Below are 20,192 nucleotides of genomic sequence, written 5' to 3' on the forward strand. Positions count from 1 at the left end.
AACGGATGCCGTCGCGCACAGGGTGCGCTCCCACAGGACACCGCCAGCCCCAGGCCAAAACCCCGCTTCCCGCTCAAGTTTCCCCCATCACCGCCGATCCAGAACCCGATAGGGGGCCTCGCACGCGGCCCCGACCACGAGGCGAACATGTCCGACAACACCCGGAGCGAGGCGCTCCAGTCACAGTACCTCACCGTCAACCTCGCCCACGAGGAATACGGGATCGACATCCTGGCGGTCCGCGAAATCCGCGGCTGGACGCCGGTCACGCGCATTCCGCAGGCGCCGCATTACGTGCTGGGTGTGCTCAATCTGCGCGGCGCGATCGTCCCGGTGATCGACATGCGCCTGCGTTTTGGACTCGAACGCGAAGCTTATGGGACCACCACCGTCACCGTGATCATCACCGTGGCCGGCCGCAATTTCGGCGTGGTGGTCGACGCCGTGTCCGACGTGCTGGATGTCACGCCGGACGCCATCCGCCCGGTGCCCGACATGGGCACCACGGTGGATACGCAATACCTCAAGGGGTTGACCGCCGCCGGCGAGCGCATGGTGCTGCTGCTGGATGTGGACAAGCTGTTGCAGCCCCAGGACGCACAGATGCTTGAGGCGGCGCTGCCAGCTGTCTCCGATGTCAAAGCCGTGGCCTGACCGACTTACGCAGGATTGGAACCAACATGAAGAAGTTCGCACTGAAAGCCCCGGAACTCAACGTCAGGAACCGCATGCGCGCGGTGCTTGGCCTGCTTGGCCTGATGCTGATCGCCGGCGCCGTGATCGGCATCGGTTCGATGCAGCAGCAGAACGACGGCATGGGCAAGATCTATGAAGAAGAGATCGTGCCTGCCCAGTTGATCTCGCAGATCTCCACCCGCTCGCTGATGTCGTTCATTCTGATGGGCGAAGCAAGCTCGCTGGTCAGCAAGCCCGAGCAGGTCAAGGCCAAGCTCGCCGAGTACGAGAAGATGCAGGCGGAAATGGAGGCGCTCAAGAAGCAGTTCGACGCGATCCCCATGAGCGACGCGGTGAAGAAGCAGTTCAACGACTGGCGCTCCACCGACGCCGACTACAAGGACGCCAAGGATTCGCTGGTCGATGCCCTCAAGCAGGGTGACACCGGCGCGTCCGAACTGCTGGAAATGCAGGTGCGCCCGCTGATGATGCAGCGCCAGGATGCCTTGACCAAGCTGGTCGATGCGCAACGCGCCGATGCCAAGCAGATCTACGACGCGCAGGTGACTCGTTACCACCTCGTGCGCACGGTCAGCATCGTCGCCCTGATCGTCGGCTTGCTGGTGGCCGGTCTGATGGCCGTGCTGCTGATGCGCTCCATCCTCAACACCCTGGGTCAGGCCGTGAAGGTCGCCCATGCCATCGCCGGCGGCAAGCTCGGTCACAAGATCGCCGTCACCCGCAAGGACGAACTGGGCGAACTGCTCGACGCCCTGCGCACGATGGACGAGCGCCTCTCCACCATCGTCGGCGAAGTGCGTCACGGCGCAGGCTCGGTGAGCTCGGCCGCGCAGCAGATCGCCCGCGGCAACGACGACCTCAGCCAGCGCACGCAGGAACAGGCTTCCAGCCTCGAGGAAACCGCCTCGTCGATGGAGGAAATGACCTCCACCGTGAAGCAGAACGCCGAGAACGCCAGCCACGCCAACCAGCTTGCCAGCGCCACGCGCCGTCAGGCCGAGCACGGCGGTGAAGTAGCGGCGCAGGCCAGCTCCGCGATGCGCGAGATCAACGATTCCAGCCGCAAGATCTCCGACATCGTCAGCCTGATCGACGAAATCGCCTTCCAGACCAACCTGCTCGCACTCAACGCCGCGGTGGAAGCCGCACGTGCCGGYGAACAGGGSCGCGGCTTCGCCGTGGTGGCCACCGAAGTGCGCAACCTGGCGCAGCGCAGCGCGGGTGCGGCGAAGGAAATCAAGGGTCTGATCAACGACAGCGCGGAAAAGGTGCGCGTGGGTTCGTCGCTGGTGGACCAGTCCGGCAAGGCGCTGGCCGATATCGTCGACAGCGTGAAAAAGGTCACCGACATCGTGGCCGAAATCGCCGCCGCATCGCAGGAACAGTCGGCCGGCATCGACCAGGTCAACCACGCCGTGCTGCAGATGGACGAGATGACCCAGCAGAACGCCGCGCTGGTGGAAGAAGCCGCTGCCGCTGCTCGTGCGATGCAGGAGCAGGCCGGTGAGCTGGCTCGCCAGGTCGGCTTCTTCCAGCTGGGCGAGGGCGGCACCGAAGTGGCGACCGAGAAAGCGCGCTCGCAGTCGGTGATGGCCGAAGCCGAGGCCGTGTTCGCCGCGGTGCGCAGCTCGAACGTCCCCGCCCCGCGCGCAGCCGTCCGCGCTGAGGCTTCCGACGCTGGTTCCTGGAAGGAGTTCTGAGCATGAACACGGCTGCCGCGATGGACAATCAAGTCGGCGTGGCGGCCGTGGGCGGCCCGTCGCTGGGCAATGCCGAGTTCGAATTCCTGCGCACGTTCGTCTACGAGCAATGCGGCATCTCGCTGGGTGAACACAAGCGCCAGCTGGTGCAGGGTCGTTTGCTGCGTCGCCTGCGTGCCCTGAAGCTGCGTGATTTCCAGGCCTACTGCGAGCTGTTGCGGCGTGATCCGCAGCAGGAGCTGGGCGAGCTGGCGAGCGCGATCAGCACCAATGTGACGGCGTTTTTCCGCGAGTCGCATCACTTCGACCTGCTCACCGACGAGCTGCTGCCGCGCTGGATCAGCGAGAAGAAAAACGGCGGTCGCCTCCGCATCTGGTCGGCTGGCTGCGCCACCGGCGAGGAGCCGTACACGCTCGCCATGGTGCTGGCCGAGGCGCTGGAGAAACACGGCGCGCAGCAGATGGACGCGAAGATCCTCGCCACCGATCTGTCGCCGCAGGCGCTGGAAACGGCACGCAAGTGCGTGTATGCGCTCGAACGCCTCGAAGGCGTGAGCGTGGAGCGTCGTCGCCGCTGGTTCCTGCGCGGCGAAGGCGAGTACGCCGATTACGTCTGCGTGAATCCGCGCCTGCGCGAACTGGTCAGCATCCTGCCGCTGAACCTGCTGCACGACTGGCCGATGCAAGGGCCGTTCGACGCGATTTTCTGCCGCAACGTGGTGATCTATTTCGACAAGCCCACCAAGCAGCGTTTGTTCCAGCGCTATGCCGGCCTGTTGCCGGACGGCGGCTACCTGTTCCTCGGACACTCTGAGTCCATGTACGGACTCAATGACAGCTTCGACCTGATTGGACGGACGGTCTACCGGAAACGCAGTACATGAATGTCGTAGCTGCCCAGCTCCCCGCGGGCACAGGGTATGACCCGGCCCGCGTGCTGCCGGGCTTTGAACACTTGCGCCGCTTCTGGGACCCGACGCAGTCGTGCATGACGGTCAAGGTGTTGCCGGGCGAGTTCTATGTGAGCGCCCAGCAGGAAATGATCTCCACCGTGCTCGGTTCCTGCGTGTCCGCCTGCATTTACGACCGCGTGCGCGGCCTGGGCGGCATGAATCATTTCATGTTGCCCGAGCCGATCGGCGGCGAGCGCGGCGGCTGGGCCGACACGATCGGCCGCGCGGCGCGCTACGGCAACGACGCGATGGAACAGCTGATCAACGCCATCCTCAAGGCGGGCGGTCAGCGCGCGAACCTGGTGGTGAAGGTGTTCGGTGGCGGCCGCGTGCTGGCCACCATGACTGACATCGGCCAGCGCAACATCGCCTTCGTGCGGCGCTACCTCGAAGCGGAGCGGCTTGAAGTGGCCGCGGAAGACCTGGGCGACGTGCATCCGCGCCATGTGCAGTTTTTCCCGACCAGCGGCAAGGCGCGCGTGCGCCAGTTGCGTGGCCGCACCGACGCCGTGCTGGTGGATGGCGAGCGCCAGTATCTCAAGCGTTTGGCAAACGATCCGATAAAGGGAGAGGTGGAACTGTTCTGACGCCATGCGCGTCAGCACGGTTGGCCTCTGCAAGCATCTGGCGCCGACACGGGCCGGCGGACGCGGGTGATGCACCCGCGCCGCACCACGAAGGCGAGACGAATACGCGATGGAAAGAGTACGTGTCCTGGTGGTCGATGATTCCGCACTCGTGCGGAAGCTGCTGTCGACCATGCTTTCGTGCGATCCGGGCATCGAGGTGGTGGGCACCGCCGCCGATCCGTTGATTGCGCGCGAGAAGATCAAGCAGCTCAATCCCGACGTACTCACGCTKGAYGTGGAAATGCCGCGCATGGATGGCATCACCTTCCTCGAGAATCTGATGCGCCTGCGTCCGATGCCGGTGGTGATGGTGTCTTCGCTGACGCAGGAAGGCGCGGAAGTGACGCTGCGCGCGCTGGAGCTGGGCGCGGTCGATTTCTTCACCAAGCCGGGCAACGATCTGGCCAGCACGTTTGCCGAAGGCGCACAGGAAATCTGCGCCAAGGTGAAACTCGCCGCGCTGGCTCGTCCGCGTCAGCGCACCGCCGTGCGCAAGCTCGATGTGCCGCCGCGCCTCAGCGCCGATGCCGTGTTGCCGCGCGCCCAGAGCGCCGGTACGCGCGGTGGCATGCCGATCATCGCCATCGGTGCCTCCACCGGCGGCACCGAAGCGATTCGCGTAGTGCTTGAAGCAATGCCCCCGGATGCGCCGCCGATCGTGATTACGCAGCACATTCCCGCCGCCTTCAGTGGCCCGTTTGCCGCACGCATGGACACGTGTTCCGCGATGCGCGTATGCGAAGCGCGCGACGGCCAGCCGATCCAGGCCGGCCATGCGTATATCGCACCGGGCAGCCAGCATCTGCTGGTGATGTGGGATGGCGCCAAGTATGTGTGCCGCCTGCATAACGGGCCGCCGGTGAATCGCCACAAGCCGAGCGTGGACGTGTTGTTCCGCTCCATGGCCGCCAGCGTGGGCCAGTCGGCCATCGCTGCGCTGCTCACCGGCATGGGTGACGACGGCGCGCGCGGCCTGCTGGAACTCCAGCAGGGCGGCGCACGCACCCTGGTGCAGGACGAAGAAACCTCGGTGGTGTGGGGCATGCCCGGCGCCGCCTGGAAGCTGGGCGCCAGCAGCGAAAAGCTTCCGCTAGAACACATTGCCGCGCGCCTGCTCGCGATGGCGCATCAACCTGTTTCCCGCGCCGCTGTGTCGGCCACCTGATCGGCAGATATCTCATGGATACTTTCTACTCCTTTGTGCACAAGCGCCCGGTGGCCGGCCTCGCCGCCAGTGCGGTCGCGCTCGCGCTGACCATGCTGTGGCCGTCGGCCTGGCTGGGCCCGCTGGTGATCGTGCTGCTGACCGCCGCCTGGATCGTCGAGACGCGTCGCGCCGTTCCGGCAGTTGAGCCCGTCATCGAAGTTTCGCTGGCTCACCACGAACCCGTGCGCGAAGCGCTGGAAGAAGTGCGCAGCTCGCTGGTCGACGAACTGGGCCACGCCACGCGCGAACTGCACCAGGCGCTGGACCTGCTGCGCGACGCGGTGTCGGAACTGGGTGGCGGCTTCGACGGCCTGTCGCGCAAGACCGGCATGCAGCAGTCGCTGCTGCGCCAGATCATCGACGGCCAGAGCGAAGGCGTCTCCGTGCAGGACTTCGCCGCGCGTACCAGCGACCTGCTTGCCCACTTCGTCGACATGATCGTGCAGATGTCGCGCGAAAGCCTGCGCATCGTCTATCGCATCGACGGCATGGCCAAGGAAATGGACGCGGTGTTCGGCCTGTTGAAGAACGTGAACACCATCGCCGAAGAAACCAACCTGCTCGCGCTCAATGCAGCGATCGAAGCGGCGCGCGCCGGTGAGTCGGGCCGCGGCTTCGCGGTGGTGGCCGGCGAGATCCGCAACCTGGCCAGCCATTCCAACCAGTTCAACGAACAGATCGGCAGCCACGTGGAGCGCGCCCGCACCGCGATGGAGCAGTTGCGCGGCCTGGTCGGCACCATGGCCTCGCAGGATCTGAACGTGGCGCTGTCGGCCAAGGGCGGCATCGACGCCATGATGGCGCACGTCACCGAAAGCGACGCGCGCACCAGCAAGGTCGCCGACCAGGTGGTCGAGATCAACCGCGGCCTGGGCACCGACGTGGCCACCACGGTGCGCTCGCTGCAGTTCGAAGACATCCTGAGCCAGCTGATCAATCAGACCCGTCAGCGCCTGGTCGAGTTGCAGGACATCACCACCGAATGCACCCGCGATATCCAGGAGCTCGCCTGCAGCCCGATCGATGCCGAATCGCTGGCGCAGCGCGCCGAGCGCGTGCGCAACCGCCTGGCCATCCAGCGCGAGAAGGCACGCCTGCGTTCGCGCGGCCCGGCGCTGCAGAACTCGATGGATGCCGGCGAGATCGAATTGTTTTGAGGACCTGAGCCATGAGCCTGACCGTTCACCACGACCCCGACCTGGACTGCGTGACCCTGCAGCTGGGCGAGCGCTTCGACTTCACCGTGCATCGCGCCTTCCACGACGCCTGCCTCGGCGGCCGCGCCGCCCGCAGCTACGTCATCGACCTGGGCGAAGTGTCCAGCATGGACAGCTCCGCGCTCGGCATGCTGCTCCTGCTGCGCGAGCACGCCGGTGCCGATCGCGCGGAGATCCGCATCGTCAACGCGGATACCGGCCTGCGCGGCACCTTGCGCGTCGCCGGCTTCGACAAGCTGTTCGTGTTGCACTGAGTTGACCTGCTCCTGCTTTGCGGGATCTGGAGTGGCTCACGCTCTTGCTTGCTGCCTGCCTGTATTCTGGAAGAGGGGGAAGGCCCGGGCCGGAAAAGGTTGATGAGATGACATCCCGACTGCGTCGGTTGTTGCTTGTTGGTGCGCTCTTGTTGGTTGCTGCTTTTGCTTGTTCGATTTATTTGGAGAGAGAAGCGCCAGCGCCGAAGATCGCCGCCGTTAGGCCAGCGATTGCGCAGCCCAGAAGGCCGGCTTTCTCCGAACCGCAGTTGCAACAATTTTTGGATGAGGCGCATAAGGCGGAAGCCATCGCCGATCCGCTGCAGCGCTGTTTGTCCTATCCCAATCCGCCCGGGGTACATTGGTCGGACGAAGTGGCATCGGCGTATTGTCATTTCATGCTGGATACCGAGGTGACTTCGGCCGAGGTGCGCGACCTCATCGAACGGGGAAAGGCAGCCGAACTGCAAGAACGTCTGGCCAATGCCGAAAAGGCCCAGCAGTCCGAACCCGGGGCACAAAGCAGGTTGGACCGAATCTACAACCAGGTGTTTTCGGACGGCTCCGATGACATGCGCGCGTTGATGGATGCCTGGAAGCGACAATCCCCGGATAACGCGTTCGCGCTGGCGGCAAGCGGCGCGGTTTACTTGGCCACCGCCCAAGCACAGCGAGGCGACGACTTTGCCGACAAGACGCCTCAAACCGCCTTTGATGCCATGCATCGACTGCTGGGCTTGGCGCGCGCCGATCTGGACCGTGCCGTTGAGATTGATCCCAAGCTCATCCCCGCCTATCACACGATGATCCATATCGCGCGGATGGACAGCGATCCGCGCTATGGCACTGATGCTGCGAAGCGAGCGCTTGCGGTGCAACCTGCTAGTTTTCCGATCTATTCGAGCCTGATTGGCATGGCCGAGCCGCGATGGGGCGGTAGCGTTGCCTTGATGAATCGCCTGATCGGGCAAGCTCAAGTGCACGCTCCTCAGAACGCACTCCTGCGCTTGCTGTTGTCTCAGCGCGATGGAGCGTGGGAATTGATCGAAAATTGTGCGTGTGACGACTTTGCCGACGCTGATTTGTATCGGCGATTCTTCGCCGAAGTTCCCATGCTGGGCGTCCTGAAAGCTGCGGGATGGGCAGCAGAGCAACGAGGTCATCCGGCTTTGGCCGTCGTCTATCGGTCGCAATTGCTTCGGTTCTATCCGGCGGACTTGGGTTCTCGAGAAGGGCGCACATTTGGCTTGTTGCAATTGGAACGAGCGAGGTGGGCGATCGAAGAGGGCAATATCCTGGTGCGGATGGAGCCGCGAGATCAGAACGCCTATGGCCTTCGTGGGTCGGCGTACCGCATTTCGGGTGACCCTTTCCACGCGGCTCAAGATTTCGAACAGGCGTTGCGCTTGAATCCTCAGGATCCAGATCTGCTTTTCTCGTTAGGTGATGTGTACGCCAATGAGACCCATGATTGGGACAGGGGGTGGGCAATGGCGGATCAGCTGATGCAGGCCAACGACCCCAGGGGATGGCTGCTCAGGGCCCAGATCCAGAAAACACAGCCACGAACGGGTTTGGATCAGACCGTTCGCGAATTCATGCAGAGGTTCTCGGCGGACCCAGCACTTCGGCCACTTGCTGAGAGAATGCAGTCACTGACGAAGCCATTGCCTGTGCCCTCGCCTGCACCGACGCTCCATTGACGCTGGTTGAAGCGCCCGGTCGTCTGCTCGATTGATGCCATGGGTGGCGCGGCGTAGTTTTCTGCGCTGTAGCGCGAGTTGCTGGCGCGTAGCCGGCTTCGACAAGCTGTTCGTACTGCACTGAAGTTTGCGCAGCGCGGGGGCCGGGCGTTCAGTGCACGCCCGTCGCCTGCGACGTCGGGTGATGGGCCTGAAACACGCGTGACGCCGCATCGGCATGGGCGATCCGCTCCGCCGTCATCGGATGGCTGGCGGCATAGCGCATGCTCCTGTCCTCGCCCTTGATCTCCGGATGCGCGCGTTCCAGCGCTTGCATGGCGTGTACGAAAGCCACCGGATCGATGTCCTGCTGTGCGAGCGCGTCGAAGGCGTAGCTATCGGCATCCGCCTCGAATCCGCGCGAATAGTGCGCATTGATGAGGAACATGGGCACGCCCGCCGTCACGCCGCCGAGCGAGGTGACATCACCCATCAGCATGCCAGCGACGATGAACACGCCTGAGCTGCGCAACACCTCGCGCAACAGGTGGTGGTGTGCCTGATGGCCCAGCTCATGGGCAAGGACGGCCGTGAAGGCCTGATCATCCGGCAGCTCCTTGATCAGCGCATCGGTGAACACCACGCTGCCATCGGGCATGGCAAATGCGTTCGCGCCGATGGCCGGCGCCGTGTAAAAACGCAGGCGCACCTCGGGCAGGCCGTGAATGCCCTGCACAAAGTGCTGGAACACGGCCTGATAGTGCGCTTGCTGCTCGGGCTTGAGCGTGGTGGGCATCAACAGACGGCCCTCCAGCGCAGCCAACGACTGCGTGCCCATGCTGTGTTCAAGCGTGGCCGGGAGATGCGAGGCAATGCGATCAGCCGCCCACGGCACGCCGAACTCGAACAAACCGGCCAAAGCCGCCACGATGATCACGATACCGGCCATCGCCGCGGGCCACTTGCGTTCCAGCCAGTCGACCACGCGCTCAAGCCGGTGGTGACGGGGAAACCAGTCGTCGGGCAGCACGTCGTGATCGACCTGCAAATACGCACCGTCGGCCAGGCGCAACGCGTAGGGCAGGCCGATCACCCGTGCGCTGGGTTCGAAGGCATCCAGCGACGCCTGCCAGCTCTGCGTGCGACCCCCGGTGTGCCAGTGCAATAGCGAGTCTTCGCGCCATACCGTCACCGGTATGGCGCGTGTGGATCGTCCATCGAAATAGACTGCCGGGATCATCGCGCTTAAAGGCCGATGTCGATGCCCAGCAGGCTATCCATTTCGGTCGCCGCAGCGCCGATCTCGCCGTGGGCAAACGCATCGCGCACGAAATCATCGAGCTCGCCCGCGCCGACGATGTCCAGGTGGTCTGCGCGGTAGCGCGCCAGGCGTATGCGCACCCACGGCATCGCCAGGCCGATCGTGCAAAGCACGGCCAGGCCATTGGTGAGATAGATACCCAACATCTCCCAGTAGCCCAGCGTGGAACGGAAGCGGTACGAACCCAGATGCGCGTTGTTGTAGAGCAGGTTGGTCATCTGCGTGTGGATGAAGGTCCAGGCACCGAGATAGAACGGCGCCATGCAGGCGTAGACCACGGCGCCAACAAGCAGCGGCGGTGCCTTGGGGTGGAGCGCAAGCTGGCTCTTGAAGGCGAAGAACATGCCCGTCATCAGCGCCATCGTGGGCAGCAGCCATGCGAGCGCCACGCCGGCGGTCTTGACGTAAACGCGGTAGTAGTCGCTGACCTCGGCCGAGAACTTGAACGACTTGCCGCCGAAGTGATGGTTCTCGACCATCCATTCCTGCTGGTGGCCCTTGATCCAGGGCGCGATCACCGCCACGCCGCCAAACGCCAGCGCGATGCCAAAGCCGGAGTGACCGGCCAGCGACGCGAGGAAAAAGCCCAGGAACGGGATGCCCATCAGAAAGTACACGCCCAGGTACCACTTGTAGGCGCCACCGTAATCGTCGGTGAAGTAGAAACGCAGGCCGCGCCACGAGGAGTAGCGCGCGCGGAACATCAGGCTCTTGACGATCATCCACGGCATGAAGACGGCGATGACCAGCGCGGCGGCGACCTGCGCGGGTTTGTAGAACTGGCCGCCCAGCACATAGGCCGCGAAGATCAACGCGGTGAGCAGGCGTCCCTTGAGGATCGGGATGGGCCGCGCCAGGTATTCGAACGGCGTGCCGGCAAGCACGGTGTTGGCATACATGTACCGGCGCGTGCGCACGGTGGCCCAGGCCGAATAAATGCCTAACGTGACCAGGCTCAGGGCCACGTTGACGATCCAGATGCGGAAATAGTCCCTGGCGTTGCCGCGGAACTCCAGGCGGCGGGTCTTGCCTACGGGTAAGGCCGGTGGTGCGACGTCAATCTCGGGCAAGTACACGCCCGAGGCCATGGTCTCGTCATGCATAGCTTGGATTCCCCTGCTTTGCCTCCCCCCCGGGAAGCGAGACGAGCATAGCCGAGAAACTTGCCCATCGATGCCAGGAATGCGTGTAAGGGTTGCCTGAACCTTACGTCGGCTACGCGGCAGTCCGGTGCCGGGCGGAGGCTGGTTGGCGCATTGCTCGCTCGGCCGTCCGCTCAATTGACGCTGCCACGGACGGGGCGTAGGTTTCTGCGGACATCGGGAGCATCCTTCCCGAGCTTGTCGTTTCCGGCATTTTCAAGGCACACGTCGTCGCTTCCGCCCCCTCGACTTGCGCATGCACACGATCGTGACGCGTCGCGACAGCGCACGTCGCCTCGCCAGTATTCGGATCCATGCAGGGGCATGAGGTGGGCGTTCCGCCCACCACGGAAAAGGACGTCCAAACGCAGGTTTCCGCGCATTCGCGGAAGCCTTACCGACGTCGTCGAACTGCTGGAGGACGTGTGATGAAGACTTCCGTTTCGTGCAGCATGAAGTGTGCGTTGCTGGCGCTGGCCTGCGTTTTTGCAGGATCGGTATGCGCCCAGGACATGGTCAAGGTGGCACCCAAAAACACCAAGGTGCTGATCGACAACGATCAGGTACGGGTCATTGAAGTCTGGTTGAAACCCGGGGAATCGTTGCCGATGCATTCGCACCCGGCCAACGTCGTCTACTTCGAGACGGGCGGCAAGGCGAAGAGCACCAGCGCCGACGGCAAGGTGACCGAGATGGAACGCAAGGCCGGCGAGGCGATCTATAGCGAGCCGCTCACGCACAGCAATCAGAACACCGGCACCACGCCGACCAAGGCCTTGGTGGTCGAACTCAAGACGGCGAAGTAAGTTCGCCTGGCGATACGGTGAGGGCGGTCGGCTTCGCTTGCAGCAGGAAGCCGGCCGATCCGTTTTCACCGATGGCGCGACGGCCGGTCAGCAGCGCGAATCGCCCGCTTCGGCCAGCCGCGCATCGTGGTCGCCCGCGAAGCTCACGCCGTTGCGGCCATCGAACTTGGTGCGATACATCGCCTGGTCGGCCTGGCGCACCAGATGCTCGAAGCGCGTGCCCTGCCGCGCCACCGCGACGCCGATGCTGGCGGTGACCGGGATGGTCTGCTCGCCCATGCGCGCATGCGAATGCGCCAGTGCGAGCCGCAGGCGCTCGGCCGTCTCCAGTCCCTGCACCAGGGTGGCCCCGGGCAGCGCCACCACGAACTCCTCGCCGCCGTAGCGACTGGCCAGGTAATCGGGCCGCTGCACCGCCTTGCGCAGCATCTGTGACACGTGGCGCAGCACCGCATCGCCGGCGTCATGGCCCCAGCGATCGTTGATCTGCTTGAAGTGATCCAGATCGAAAATGAGCAGTGCAAACGGCTGCCCGCGTTCCAGGCAGCGCTCCAGCGACGCGCGGCCTTCCGCCACGATCGCGCTGCGATTGAGCAGGCCGGTGAGGCCGTCGGTGCGTGCCGCGCGGCGCAGGTCCACCACCAGCCGTTCGGTGATGAGCTGCAGCAAGGCGAAGTACGAAGCCAGCGTGGTGAGGATGCCGACCACGTAGGTCGCTGCCACGGGCATGCCGGCGCTCATCAGGTTCTGGCTGGAGCCAGGGTCCAGCGGAGCGAACACGCGGGCCAGATAGAACAGGCCATTGGTCACCAGCACGGCGCCGGCGATGCGGCAGCTCTTGCGGATGTCCGCCTCGCTGTAGCGCAGCAGCAGATACGCATAGGCAAAATTGAACGCCATCGCCTGCAGGCTGCCGGCCAGCAGGCGTGCGCCCAGGTTGGGCGTGACAAAGGCGAACCAGGCGATGGCGCCGGTATAGACCACGGCGAAACTGCCCGGCCAGCGCCAGCGCATCGGCAAGCCCAGGTGCTGGGCAATGCCCCTGAGCGTGAGGATGTTGCCGGTGACCAGCAGGCCGTTGCCGATGACGATCGAAATGACGTCGGGGATGTGGTTGCGCAATCCGATCAGCGTGACGCCGAGGGTATTGATCCAGATGCTGGCCACCCAGATGCGCAGCACCTTCTGTGTGTTCAAGACCGCCATCAACGACGTAAAGCCAACCGCCGCACCGATACCCATCAGCAGGCAGGCGAGAGTCAGGGTTGGGATGTCGAGATGCATGGCTCTCCCTGGTGCCAGGTCCCTCCCGGCCGAGAGGGCGCCCTGGGCCTCCGATGAGGCGGTGTCTGGGTCTTCCCAGCATATCGGACAAACGCTCGAAAACTTGAACTGCGTCACACTTGTTCAAGCCCGGCGCAAAAAAAGAGGCCCCGGGAGGAGCCTCGAAGAAAAGCAAATAAAGCGTAGGGGCTTACACCAACGCGAGGTTTACCAGGTGCGCACGTCGGCCACGCCGACGGTGTACTGCTGCATCTCGGGATCGAAGCGGAACAGACGGCCCAGATCGAACTCCACCGACTGGCCCGGGCCGATGTTGGTGGTGCCGGCCGGCCAGCCCTTCTTGCTCTGGATGACCTTGCCCGAGGTGTCCTTGGCGTCGATGCTGATCTGCGCGGCGGCAGCTTCGGCGCAATGATTCACCAGCGAGCCGCTGAGGCTCAGGCGGGCGGCGGCGCCGGCGCCGACGAGCTTCATCTTGAAGTCCTGCACGGCGAAATCGGTCGGGGCGCAAGCGGCGTGGGCGGCCAGCGGAGCGGCCAGGAACAGGGCGGCGGCGATCAGGGTCTTCTTCATAAGGGGATCCATGATGTGGTCAGGTTGGGATGGGTCGACATGACTCACATCGGCGTCCCCGCCGAAATCTTTAGTCCCTGCTGGTGCTTGCGTTCAGCTTCAGGCCCTCGGCTGGGTGTGCTCGATAAACCACAGGCCGGCGAACAGCTTCGGGTCGATCGAGTAGCCCTCGGCGGCACGCGCAAACAGCCACTGGCCGGCCTGCGCCCGCGGCACCTCGTGGACGATGATGTTCTCGCTCTCGTCGCCGCCGCCGTGGCCGACCTTCTCAAGATCCCAGGCCCGCACGAAGGCGATCATCTCGGTGCTCATGCCCGAGGACGACGGCCCCTCGTGGATAAAATCCAGGCGTGCGCAGCGATAGCCGGTTTCTTCTTCCAGTTCGCGGCCCGCCGCCAGCAGCACATCTTCATCGCCATGCTCGTGCAGGTCGCCGACCAGGCCGGCGGGCATCTCGATGGTGTGCTTGCGGATGGCCACGCGGTACTGCTCCACGAACAGCAGCTTGTCTTCCGGCGTCACCGCCAGAATGATCACCGCGCCGCCGGGGTTGTTGCGTTCGGCAAACTCCCAGCGCCCGCGCTTGCGCAGGCTGAGCCACTTGCCGACGTACAGGGTTTCCACCGGTGCGTCGGCATCGGCGGGAATGCGGGAGTCTGGCTGATTCATCGGCTTGGCCGCGTGGCAGGAGGGGAGTCATGCATGTTGCCGCGCGCTCCGGTTGGCCACAACCACGCGATCACTCCACCGCCAGTTCGACCGGCAACGGTTTGATGCGCACGGCCCACATCACGCCGGCAATGAGAAGGGCCACGCCTGCCAGAGTGAGCGCGCCGGGCGGATGGCCACGCAGGATGAAAGCGTAGGCAAGCGCGGCGAGCGTCTCGAACACGATCAACTGCCCGGCGATCGCCGTGGGCAGACGTTGGCTCGCGGCGTTCCAGCACAGCGCGCCCAGCCACGAGGCGAACAAGCCTATCGCCACCATCAGGCCGATGAAGCGCCAGGGATGCGGACCGAACGGCAGGGCGAAGGGTTGGTCGGCGATCTTCATCCCCGCCCACAGCAAGGCATAGCCGCACACCGCCAGCGGCAAGGTAGCCAGGCCCAGCGCCGTGGCCCACGCGCGCGGGCTGCGATCCGGATGCCGGCGCAACCAGGCGGCATTGCGCAGCGGATACCAGGTCCAGCACACCACCGCGCCCACCGCGAGCAAGCCGCCGCGCGCATAGCGCCACAGGTCTGCACCGGACGGGTGGCCAAGCATGGCGATCTCCGCCCGGTTCACGCAGGCGATGCCGATGGCGATCAGCCCCAGCGATGGCGCCAGCGACAGCCATGGCAGGTGCCCATCGCGATGCCCATAGCGCAGATTGGCGGTGACCGCGATGACCACCGGCAGGCAGCCAATGATCATGCTCGGCAGCGGCGCGCCGGCCAGCTGGATCGCGCTGGCCAGGCACAGGTAATAGAGCAGGTTGCCGATGGCCGCGAGCTTGAGCGCTTCGATCCAGTCGGCACGGCTGAGCACGCGCAGCGCGCGCCGATCCATCCAGCCCAGCGGCAAGGCGATCAGCCCGAAGGCGAGGTAGCGGCCAACCGATTGCAATGCCGCCGGATACTCCGGCAGCAGCAATGGGCTGACGAAGACCAGGCCCCACATCAGGCCGGCGGCGAGGGCGTAGAGAGTACCTTTCAACATGCGGGCAGCGTGGCACTAAGAGCGGCCGCCGTCTTGTACGAGATTGCGCCCGCCGAGCGTTCCCGCTTTTCTGTGGGAGCGCACCCTGTGCGCGACTGGGCCTCGCGAAAGCCGACACTCTTGGCGAGATTCGTCGCGCACAGGGTGCGCTCCCACAAAAAAGGCGGCGGATTGCTGGTTACGCGCGCACAGCCCGCTGGTACCGCGCCGGCGTCACCCCATAACGACGCGCAAACRCCCGCGTCAGATGCGCCTGGTCGGTCAACCCGACGGCCGCAGCTATCTGCGCAGGCGATTCACCACGTGACAACAACCGCTTCGCTTCGGCAAGCCGAAAGGCCATCAGCATCTGCTGCGGCGTGGCGTAATGCTGCGTCTGGAATTGCCGCAAAAAATGGAACGGACTCAGGCCTGCCACGCCAGCGAGTTCATCAAGCGTGAGCCGGTGCGCAAGATGCTCATGCAGATAATCCACTACCGGTGCAAAACGCGCCGCACGTCCATCCGTCGCCTTGAGTGGCACCCGCGCATGCCGGCGAAACTGACTCAGCAGTTGGTACAACAGACTGTCGAATGCCAAGGGTTCACGAGCCCGCCACAACGCATCAAGCAACTCGGTCACACGTCGTGCGCTCGGCAAATCCTCGCGCACCACATCGCTGAACCACCATGCGGACTCTCCCATCACCTCGGCCACCACGGATGGCTCGATATACGCCATGCGGTAATGCCAACCGCCGTGCGTTTCCGCGCGGCCGGTGTGCAACTCATCCGGGTTCATCATCACCACCGAATCGGCGGGAGCGAGATGATCGGCGCCGCGATAGCGAAACCGTTCCACCCCCGATTCGATCGCACCCAGGCCGAAGCCATCGTGCGTATGCGGGTCAAACGCATGACGCACGATGTGCGCGCGATAAAGCTCCACGCCCGGTCGATGCGCCACCAGCCGAAACTCGGCTTCGTCGCGCTGCGATGAAAAAGTGGAGGGCACGCCTTGCATCCCCTCATGCTACTGCGATTCGAGCCCCTTGTAGGAGCGCACTTGTGCGCGACCGCGGACCGAAGGGCCGCCCTTCGCAGGTTGGTCGCGCACAAGTGCGCTCCTACAAAAACGGTGAGGTTGTCGTTCAGCTCAACAACGCCCTCAACCGCGTCCGCGTCAGCGGCCCAAAACGCAGCCGCTCACATAACGCATCCATCGCCTCCATTTCGCCACGCAAGCGCCGCAGGGCATCCGCTTCCGTCGGCACCGGCGCATCCAGCGCAATCCGCGTGAGACGCCGATACAGCCGAGCCGCCTCCGCATGCTCACGCAGCTTCGCCGCGCAACTGGCGGCGCCACGTATGCGCAGAAACGGGACCTCGTCCACGCGATCGAGCAGCGCATCGAGACTGCCGAAATGGGCGAGCAAGGCCGCCGCCGTCTTGGCGCCCACGCCGGGTACGCCGGGGATGTTGTCGACCGCATCGCCGCACAGCGCCAGATAGTCGGCCACCTGGTGCGGATGCACGCCCATGCGCTCGTGCACGCCGGCAGGGCCCCAGCGCAGGTTGCGCGCGTAATCCCATTGCTCGTCGAACTCGCCCAGCAGCTGGCCGAAATCCTTGTCGGCCGACACGATCACGCTGCGCATGCCGTGCGCCCGCAACGTCCACAAGGCGCTGCCGATGAGATCGTCCGCTTCGAAGGTATGGTCGATCAGCACCGGTATGCCCAAGGCCTGGGTCACTTCGCGGCACAGCACGAACTGGCGCTCCAGATCCGGCGGCGGCAGCTCGCGATTGGCCTTGTAGGCCGGATAAATCGCGTTGCGGAACGAGGTGGTCAACGAGGCATCGAAAGCCACCGCCAAGTGCTCGGGTTTGACCTTTTCCAGCAGTTCGCAAAGAAAGCGGGTGAAGCCATGCACCGCGTTGACCGGATGTCCATCGGCGTCGTGGAACTCATCCGGCATGGAATGCCAGGCGCGGAACACATAGAGACTGCCATCCACCAGATGGACGGCTGGACGGCTCATGGCGTCCATGTGCTGACCACCTCGGCGAGTACCGGCCGCTCGCGATCGGGCACGTCGATCTGCGGCGTGCCGATATGCACGAAGCCGATGACGCTTTCGTTGTCCTTCAGGCCAAGCACGGCCGCCGCATCGCGGTGATAAGCGGCCCAGCCGGTGAGCCACTGCGCACCAAAGCCCAGCGCTTGTGCAGCCAACAACAGGTTGTAAGCCACGCAGCCGGCGGACAGTTGTTGCTCGATCACCGGCACCTTGCTCTGCGCATCCAGCCGCGCGACCACCACCGCCACCAGCGGCGCAAAGTCGTAGCGCGTGCGGTCTTTCTCGCGCTTGGAATCGGCCATGTCGGGATTGACCCGCAGCGACAGCGTAGCCATCCGCTCACCGAAGGCGAGCTTGGCGTCGCCTTGCAGCAGGATGATGCGAAACGGCTCGAGCTTGCCGTGGTCGGGCACGCGGATGGCCGCTTCGAGCAGCGTCTGCAGCGTGGCCGCATCGGGGCCCGGTTCGCCCAGCTGGCGGGACGGAACCGAATGGCGCTGCTGCAGCAGGGAAAGATCGTGGGACATGGGGAGGTCCGGGGAGGCCAAACCCTGATGCTAAAGCCCCGAGGGGAGCGAGAGAAGCGGCGTGGACCGCTCACGTCTCGCTCACCGTCCTTTGCAACGCCTCAGCTGGCCAATCGGAACGACCCCGGCAGCAGCGCCTGCACCGTGGTTTCCTGCACGGCGCCGGCCAGATTGCCCAGCCACACCGGCGTGGCCTCGTCGCACAGCTCGGACATCACCTGGCGGCAGGCACCGCAGGGGCTGATCGGCGTCGGCGTATCGCCAATCACGGCCATGGCGGCGAAATCGCCCGGTCGGCAGCCGGCGGCTACGGCGGAGAACAATGCCGTGCGCTCGGCGCAATTGCACAGGCCGTACGAGGCGTTTTCCACATTGCAGCCGCTGAAGTAACGGCCGTCGTGGGTCACCAGCGCAGCACCAACAAGGAAGCGGGAGTAGGGCGCGTATGCGTTTTCACGCGCCTGGCGCGCCAGGTTCAGCAGGACATCGGGAACAACGACAGCAGTCATCGGGATCTCCATAGCACGATCCCCACCGGAACTGCTTGCCTACGCGGTTTGCGTACCGGTGGCGGGCCAGTTAACTCCCTTGGCCGAATGACTGCAAGAGGGCGGTGGTCGGTCCGACGGGCCTTCAGATAGGATGCCTGCAGGTTCACCACTCTCGCAGAGGATGCACGATGCCGATCACCGTGGCTGCATTGCGCGAAACCGCCGCTGGCGAACGCCGCGTCGCGATCACACCGGAAGTGGCCAGGAAGCTGCGTGGCAAGGACGTGCGCGTGCTGCTGGAACGCGGTGCCGGCGCAGCCGCCGGTTTCCCCGACAGCACCTATGCCGATGTCGAATTCGCCGATGCCGACAGCGTGCTGGCGCAGGCCGATGTGTTCACCTGCGTGCTCCCTCCCGACGACAGCGTGTGGGCGCGTTTGCGCGAAGGCGCGGTGGTGGTGGGCCAGTTGCGTCCCTACGGCGCGGCGGCACGCATCGTGGCCATGGGCAAGCAGCGCCTGACGGCTTTTGCGCTGGAATTGCTGCCGCGCACGACGCGCGCGCAAGCGATGGACGTGCTCAGCTCACAGGCGGCCGYGGCCGGTTATCGCGCCATGCTGATCGCGGCGGAAGCCTCGCCCAAATTCTTTCCCATGCTCACCACTGCCGCCGGCACCATCCGCCCCTCGCGCGTGCTGGTGATCGGCGCTGGCGTGGCCGGCCTGCAAGCCATCGCCACCGCACGCCGGCTCGGCGCGCAGACGGAAGGCTATGACGTGCGGCCCGAAACGCGCGAGCAAGTGGAATCGCTCGGCGCGAAATTCATCGAGCTGGGCGTGAGCGCCGCCGGCAGCGGCGGCTATGCGCGCGAACTCACCGCCGAAGAACGCGCCGCGCAGCAGCAAGCCCTGGCCGAGCATCTGAAGAGCGTCGATGTGATCGTGACCACTGCGGCCGTGCCCGGCCGTCCGTCACCCAAGATCGTGACCCGTGCGATGGTCGATGGCATGAAGCCCGGCGCGTTGATCGTGGATCTGGCGGCGGAGGGCGGCGGCAATTGCGAGCTGACCCAGCCGGGCGAGCGGGTGGAGCACAACGGCGTGGTGATCCTGGGCCCGCTCAACCTGCCGGCCGGCGCACCGCTGCATGCCTCGGAGATGATCGCGCGCAACGTGTACAACTTCGTTGAACTGATGTTGCAAGGCGGCGCGCTGACGCCCGACTTCAACGATGAGCTGATCGCCAAGAGTTGCGTCACGCGCAACGGCGAGCCCCACTTTCAGGGTTGATGCAACTCGCGTAAAAAAGCCCCGCATCGCGGGGCTTTTCGGTTCAGTGCCTGGGACCGCCGCCAGGGGGTCCCTTGGGCGGCGGACCCATCGGGCGATCGCGCATTTCGCTATGCCACTGGCGCAGCAATTGCTCGCGCTGATCGGGCGACAGCTGCTGGAAGCGCTGGAAGGCGGCGTGCAGTTGCTCACGCTCCTGCGGCGGCAATTGCTGGAAGCGCTTGCTGTTCTCGCGGGCCTGTTCGCGCTGCTCCGGCGTCATCTTCTGCCACTGGTCGATGCGCTGGCGGATCGCCTCGCGCTGGTCGGGCGGCAACGACCGCCACTGCTGGGCACGCTGCAGCATGTGCGCCTGGCGCTCCGGCGGGAACGTATTCCACTTGTCAGCCAACGGAGCCAGGATCGTGCGCTCGTCCGGCGACAGGCTCTGCCACGGGCGCGGTTGCGGCGGCGGCCCCGGCGGTGTGCCAGGCGGTGGGCCGGGAGGCATATCGCCCCGCGGCAAATCGGGCGGAAAAGCCCCGCCACCTGGCGGCCCATGCGGAAAACTATCCTGCGCGCCCGGCGGCGGCGGATTCTGCTGGGCCAGCGTGGTAGTGGCGATGCCGCTGAGTCCAAGGACTAACAACAGCGACATGAAAACACGGCATCGACGCATG

21 protein-coding genes are annotated in these 20,192 nt (G+C 65.0%); 10 read left to right on the top strand and 11 right to left on the bottom strand.

What is annotated here, in order from left to right; all coding sequences use genetic code 11:
* Positions 1-147 precede the first annotated feature (147 nt).
* The 8 genes from AC1DMG_RS02040 to AC1DMG_RS02075 all read left to right on the top strand — a co-directional run bounded on the left by AC1DMG_RS02040 (position 148) and on the right by AC1DMG_RS02075 (position 8,359).
* A complete protein-coding gene (locus tag AC1DMG_RS02040; protein ID WP_441602951.1) occupies positions 148-654 on the top strand; it encodes a chemotaxis protein CheW in 507 nt (168 codons plus the stop codon).
* A gap of 26 nt (positions 655-680) precedes the next feature.
* On the top strand, positions 681-2,396 hold the full coding sequence (locus tag AC1DMG_RS02045) for a methyl-accepting chemotaxis protein (RefSeq protein ID WP_441602950.1): 1,716 nt from the start codon (positions 681-683) through the stop codon (positions 2,394-2,396).
* Positions 2,397-2,398: 2 nt separating this feature from the next.
* Complete coding sequence (locus AC1DMG_RS02050; protein ID WP_477177005.1) at positions 2,399-3,280, top strand: CheR family methyltransferase; 882 nt, start codon at positions 2,399-2,401, stop codon at positions 3,278-3,280.
* A complete protein-coding gene (gene cheD / locus AC1DMG_RS02055) occupies positions 3,277-3,936 on the top strand; it encodes a chemoreceptor glutamine deamidase CheD (RefSeq protein ID WP_441602948.1) in 660 nt (219 codons plus the stop codon). The genes AC1DMG_RS02050 and cheD overlap by 4 nt, the downstream gene beginning before the upstream one ends.
* Positions 3,937-4,045: 109 nt before the next feature.
* Positions 4,046-5,143, top strand: a complete 1,098-nt coding sequence (locus AC1DMG_RS02060) for a protein-glutamate methylesterase/protein-glutamine glutaminase (protein WP_441602947.1) — start codon at positions 4,046-4,048, stop codon at positions 5,141-5,143.
* A 14-nt stretch (positions 5,144-5,157) separates the two neighbouring features.
* On the top strand, positions 5,158-6,342 hold the full coding sequence (locus AC1DMG_RS02065) for a methyl-accepting chemotaxis protein (protein WP_477177006.1): 1,185 nt from the start codon (positions 5,158-5,160) through the stop codon (positions 6,340-6,342).
* A gap of 11 nt (positions 6,343-6,353) precedes the next feature.
* Positions 6,354-6,656 carry an STAS domain-containing protein gene (locus tag AC1DMG_RS02070; protein WP_199728084.1) on the top strand — a complete coding sequence of 101 codons (303 nt, stop codon included), beginning with the start codon at positions 6,354-6,356 and terminating at the stop codon, positions 6,654-6,656.
* A gap of 107 nt (positions 6,657-6,763) precedes the next feature.
* Complete coding sequence (locus AC1DMG_RS02075) at positions 6,764-8,359, top strand: tetratricopeptide repeat protein (protein WP_477180142.1); 1,596 nt, start codon at positions 6,764-6,766, stop codon at positions 8,357-8,359.
* Positions 8,360-8,510: 151 nt separating this feature from the next.
* On the opposite strand, the gene AC1DMG_RS02080 is transcribed toward AC1DMG_RS02075, so the two are convergent.
* Together AC1DMG_RS02080 and AC1DMG_RS02085 are read right to left on the bottom strand one after the other, a co-directional pair.
* A complete protein-coding gene (locus AC1DMG_RS02080; protein WP_477177008.1) occupies positions 8,511-9,578 on the bottom strand; it encodes a M48 family metallopeptidase in 1,068 nt (355 codons plus the stop codon).
* 5 nt (positions 9,579-9,583) lie between these two features.
* The gene (locus tag AC1DMG_RS02085; protein WP_477177009.1) at positions 9,584-10,762 is read right to left on the bottom strand and encodes a YjgN family protein; all 1,179 of its coding nucleotides are present in this window, start codon (positions 10,760-10,762) and stop codon (positions 9,584-9,586) included.
* Between the two features lie 467 nt (positions 10,763-11,229).
* Between AC1DMG_RS02085 and AC1DMG_RS02090 the strand changes: the two genes are divergently transcribed.
* Positions 11,230-11,607, top strand: coding sequence for a cupin domain-containing protein (locus AC1DMG_RS02090; RefSeq protein WP_477177010.1), 378 nt, complete (start codon positions 11,230-11,232; stop codon positions 11,605-11,607).
* 87 nt (positions 11,608-11,694) lie between these two features.
* Here the strand turns inward: AC1DMG_RS02090 and AC1DMG_RS02095 are convergent, their stop codons facing one another.
* The 8 genes from AC1DMG_RS02095 to cdd all read right to left on the bottom strand — a co-directional run bounded on the left by AC1DMG_RS02095 (position 11,695) and on the right by cdd (position 18,262).
* Positions 11,695-12,891, bottom strand: a complete 1,197-nt coding sequence (locus tag AC1DMG_RS02095; protein WP_477177011.1) for a GGDEF domain-containing protein — start codon at positions 12,889-12,891, stop codon at positions 11,695-11,697.
* Between the two features lie 207 nt (positions 12,892-13,098).
* Positions 13,099-13,464, bottom strand: a complete 366-nt coding sequence (locus AC1DMG_RS02100; protein ID WP_121882187.1) for a hypothetical protein — start codon at positions 13,462-13,464, stop codon at positions 13,099-13,101.
* A 99-nt stretch (positions 13,465-13,563) separates the two neighbouring features.
* Positions 13,564-14,133 carry an NUDIX hydrolase gene (locus tag AC1DMG_RS02105; protein ID WP_477177012.1) on the bottom strand — a complete coding sequence of 190 codons (570 nt, stop codon included), beginning with the start codon at positions 14,131-14,133 and terminating at the stop codon, positions 13,564-13,566.
* A 70-nt stretch (positions 14,134-14,203) separates the two neighbouring features.
* Positions 14,204-15,166 carry a DMT family transporter gene (locus AC1DMG_RS02110; protein WP_477177013.1) on the bottom strand — a complete coding sequence of 321 codons (963 nt, stop codon included), beginning with the start codon at positions 15,164-15,166 and terminating at the stop codon, positions 14,204-14,206.
* A gap of 178 nt (positions 15,167-15,344) precedes the next feature.
* Entirely contained in the window at positions 15,345-16,169 is an 825-nt protein-coding gene (locus AC1DMG_RS02115; protein WP_477180143.1) for an AraC family ligand binding domain-containing protein, read from the bottom strand.
* Between the two features lie 127 nt (positions 16,170-16,296).
* Positions 16,297-17,196 (bottom strand): 5'-3' exonuclease, encoded by a 900-nt coding sequence (locus AC1DMG_RS02120; RefSeq protein WP_477177015.1) that lies wholly within the window; start codon positions 17,194-17,196, stop codon positions 16,297-16,299.
* Entirely contained in the window at positions 17,184-17,753 is a 570-nt protein-coding gene (locus tag AC1DMG_RS02125; RefSeq protein WP_477177016.1) for a nitroreductase family protein, read from the bottom strand. Before AC1DMG_RS02125 ends, AC1DMG_RS02120 begins: the two co-directional genes overlap by 13 nt.
* Positions 17,754-17,854: 101 nt before the next feature.
* Complete coding sequence (gene cdd, locus AC1DMG_RS02130) at positions 17,855-18,262, bottom strand: cytidine deaminase (protein ID WP_477177017.1); 408 nt, start codon at positions 18,260-18,262, stop codon at positions 17,855-17,857.
* 170 nt (positions 18,263-18,432) lie between these two features.
* Here cdd and AC1DMG_RS02135 point away from each other — a divergent pair, with 170 nt between their 5' ends.
* Positions 18,433-19,533 carry an NAD(P) transhydrogenase subunit alpha gene (locus AC1DMG_RS02135; protein WP_477180144.1) on the top strand — a complete coding sequence of 367 codons (1,101 nt, stop codon included), beginning with the start codon at positions 18,433-18,435 and terminating at the stop codon, positions 19,531-19,533.
* 43 nt (positions 19,534-19,576) lie between these two features.
* Here the strand turns inward: AC1DMG_RS02135 and AC1DMG_RS02140 are convergent, their stop codons facing one another.
* Complete coding sequence (locus AC1DMG_RS02140; RefSeq protein ID WP_477177018.1) at positions 19,577-20,191, bottom strand: DUF3106 domain-containing protein; 615 nt, start codon at positions 20,189-20,191, stop codon at positions 19,577-19,579.
* Position 20,192 lies beyond the last annotated feature (1 nt).

The sequence above is a fragment of the Dyella sp. 01N36 genome (genome assembly GCF_056399745.1).

Bases quoted from the DNA above. Each gene is read 5' to 3' on its own strand.
- AC1DMG_RS02065 (WP_477177006.1), top strand. From the start codon at position 5,158: ATGGATACTTTCTACTCCTTTGTGCACAAGCGCCCGGTGGCCGGCCTC.
- AC1DMG_RS02105 (WP_477177012.1), bottom strand. From the start codon at position 14,133: ATGAATCAGCCAGACTCCCGCATTCCCGCCGATGCCGACGCACCGGTG.
- AC1DMG_RS02140 (WP_477177018.1), bottom strand. From the start codon at position 20,191: ATGCGTCGATGCCGTGTTTTCATGTCGCTGTTGTTAGTCCTTGGACTC.
- AC1DMG_RS02120 (WP_477177015.1), bottom strand. From the start codon at position 17,196: ATGGACGCCATGAGCCGTCCAGCCGTCCATCTGGTGGATGGCAGTCTC.
- cheD (WP_441602948.1), top strand. From the start codon at position 3,277: ATGAATGTCGTAGCTGCCCAGCTCCCCGCGGGCACAGGGTATGACCCG.
- AC1DMG_RS02075 (WP_477180142.1), top strand. From the start codon at position 6,764: ATGACATCCCGACTGCGTCGGTTGTTGCTTGTTGGTGCGCTCTTGTTG.
- AC1DMG_RS02070 (WP_199728084.1), top strand. From the start codon at position 6,354: ATGAGCCTGACCGTTCACCACGACCCCGACCTGGACTGCGTGACCCTG.
- AC1DMG_RS02100 (WP_121882187.1), bottom strand. From the start codon at position 13,464: ATGAAGAAGACCCTGATCGCCGCCGCCCTGTTCCTGGCCGCTCCGCTG.
- AC1DMG_RS02090 (WP_477177010.1), top strand. From the start codon at position 11,230: ATGAAGACTTCCGTTTCGTGCAGCATGAAGTGTGCGTTGCTGGCGCTG.
- AC1DMG_RS02085 (WP_477177009.1), bottom strand. From the start codon at position 10,762: ATGCATGACGAGACCATGGCCTCGGGCGTGTACTTGCCCGAGATTGAC.
- AC1DMG_RS02095 (WP_477177011.1), bottom strand. From the start codon at position 12,891: ATGCATCTCGACATCCCAACCCTGACTCTCGCCTGCCTGCTGATGGGT.
- AC1DMG_RS02050 (WP_477177005.1), top strand. From the start codon at position 2,399: ATGAACACGGCTGCCGCGATGGACAATCAAGTCGGCGTGGCGGCCGTG.
- AC1DMG_RS02040 (WP_441602951.1), top strand. From the start codon at position 148: ATGTCCGACAACACCCGGAGCGAGGCGCTCCAGTCACAGTACCTCACC.
- AC1DMG_RS02125 (WP_477177016.1), bottom strand. From the start codon at position 17,753: ATGTCCCACGATCTTTCCCTGCTGCAGCAGCGCCATTCGGTTCCGTCC.
- AC1DMG_RS02080 (WP_477177008.1), bottom strand. From the start codon at position 9,578: ATGATCCCGGCAGTCTATTTCGATGGACGATCCACACGCGCCATACCG.
- cdd (WP_477177017.1), bottom strand. From the start codon at position 18,262: ATGACTGCTGTCGTTGTTCCCGATGTCCTGCTGAACCTGGCGCGCCAG.
- AC1DMG_RS02110 (WP_477177013.1), bottom strand. From the start codon at position 15,166: ATGTTGAAAGGTACTCTCTACGCCCTCGCCGCCGGCCTGATGTGGGGC.